General features: G+C 72.4%; 3 protein-coding genes. All 3 read left to right on the forward strand.

Annotated elements, in window-relative coordinates:
• Window positions 1–298, forward strand: a 298-nt coding sequence (locus AB0469_RS41100; RefSeq protein WP_366456726.1) for a methionine adenosyltransferase domain-containing protein, incomplete at its 5' end; no start/stop codon positions are given.
• Window position 299: 1 nt separating this feature from the next.
• Window positions 300–1283 carry a carbohydrate kinase family protein gene (locus tag AB0469_RS41105; RefSeq protein ID WP_366456727.1) on the forward strand — a complete coding sequence of 328 codons (984 nt, stop codon included), beginning with the start codon at window positions 300–302 and terminating at the stop codon, window positions 1281–1283.
• Between the two features lies 1 nt (window position 1284).
• On the forward strand, window positions 1285–1967 hold a 683-nt coding region (locus tag AB0469_RS41110), incomplete at its 3' end, for a homocysteine S-methyltransferase family protein (RefSeq protein ID WP_366456728.1).

The following is a 1967-nucleotide window of genomic DNA, read 5'->3' on the forward strand; positions in this document are numbered from 1 at the left end:
CGCCGCCGGCCTCGCGGCCCGCTGCGAGGTCCAGGTCGCCTACGCGATCGGCAAGGCCGAGCCCGTCGGCCTCTTCGTCGAGACCTTCGGCACCGGCACCCTGTCCGACGAGCGGATCCAGGAAGCGGTCTCCGCCGTCTTCGACCTCCGCCCGGCGGCGATCGTCCGCGACCTCGACCTCCTGCGCCCGATCTACTCCCAGACCGCCGCCTACGGCCACTTCGGCCGCGAGCTCCCCGACTTCACCTGGGAGCGCACCGACCGCGTGCACGCGCTGCGCAAGGCAGCCGGAATCTGACATGCGGATCGCTGTCACGGGTTCCATCGCGACCGATCACCTGATGACCTTCCCCGGCCGGTTCACCGAGCAGCTGCTGGCGGACCGGCTGGACCGGGTCTCCCTGTCCTTCCTCGCCGACCACCTGGAGGTACGGCGGGGCGGGGTGGCGGCGAACATCGCCTTCGGCCTGGGCGTACTGGGACTGCGCCCCCTGCTGGTGGGTGCGGTGGGCGGGGACTTCGAGCCGTACCGGGTGTGGCTCAAGGACCACGGAGTGGACACCGACTCCGTACGCGTCAGCGACACCCTCCACACGGCACGCTTCGTCTGCACCACCGACGAGGAGCAGAACCAGATCGCGACCTTCTACGCGGGCGCGATGGCCGAGGCCCGCGAGATCGACCTCCACCAGGTCGTCGCCCGCACCGGCCGCCCCGACCTGGTCCTGGTCTCCCCGGACGATCCCGGCGCCATGCTCCGCCACACCCGGGCCTGCCGAGAGCTCGGCGTCCCCTTCGCCTCCGACCCCTCCCAGCAGCTCGCCCGGCTCACCCGGGACGAGGTGCGGGAACTGCTCGACGGCGCCACGCGGCTGTTCACCAACGAGTACGAGTCCGCCCTGCTCTGCGAACGCTCCGGGCTCACCGAGGAGCAGGTCCTCGAACGCGTCGGCTCCTGGATCACCACCCGCGGCGAGGACGGCGTACGCATCCGCACCGCGGGAGGCGCACCGCTGGCCGTGGCCGCGGTGCCCGTCGCGCGGGTCGTCGACCCCACCGGAGTCGGCGACGCCTTCCGCGCCGGCTTCCTCGCCGGGACGGCCTGGGGCGTACCCGAGCAGTACGCGGCCCAGCTGGGCTGCGCGGTCGCGGCGACGGTACTGGACCACGCCGGCACCCAGGAGTACCGGCTGACCCGGGAGGCCCTGCTGGCCCGGCTGCGCTCCGCCTACGGGCCGCGGAGCGAGGCGGAACTGTCCGAACACCTGAGGGGACTGGAATGAGATGCGACGGTCACTGAGGGAGGAGTTCGCGACCCGCGTGGTGGTCGCGGACGGAGCGATGGGCACGATGCTCCAGGCCGCCGACCCCACCACGGACGACTTCCTGGGGCTGGAGGGCTGCAACGAGATCCTCAACGCCACCCGCCCCGACATCGTCCGCTCGGTCCACGACGCCTACTTCTCCGTGGGCGTGGACTGCGTCGAGACCAACACCTTCGGCACCAACCTGGCCGCCCTCGCCGAGTACGGGGCCGAGGACCGGATCTACGAGCTCTCCGAGGCCGGCGCCCGCATCGCCCGCGCGTCCGCGGACGCCTTCACGGCGGTCGACGGCCGGCCCCGCTGGGTCCTGGGCTCCATGGGCCCGGGCACCAAGCTCCCCACCCTCGGGCACATCGCCTACGACCGCCTGCGCGCGGCCTACCAGGAGAACGCGGAGGGCCTGATCCGCGGCGGCGCGGACGCCCTCCTCGTCGAGACCACCCAGGACCTCCTCCAGACGAAGGCCGCCGTCATCGGCGCGCGGCGGGCGCTGGACTGGTGCGGGATGGGGGACCTCCCCCTGATCGTCCAGGTCACGGTGGAAGCGACCGGCACGATGCTGCTGGGTTCGGAGATCGGTGCGGCGTTGACGGCGCTGGAGCCGCTCGGCATCGACATGATCGGTCTGAACTGTGCGACCGG

Origin of the sequence: Streptomyces sp. NPDC093801, from assembly GCF_040701585.1 — a bacterium.
Classification (GTDB): Bacteria; Actinomycetota; Actinomycetes; order Streptomycetales; family Streptomycetaceae; genus Streptomyces.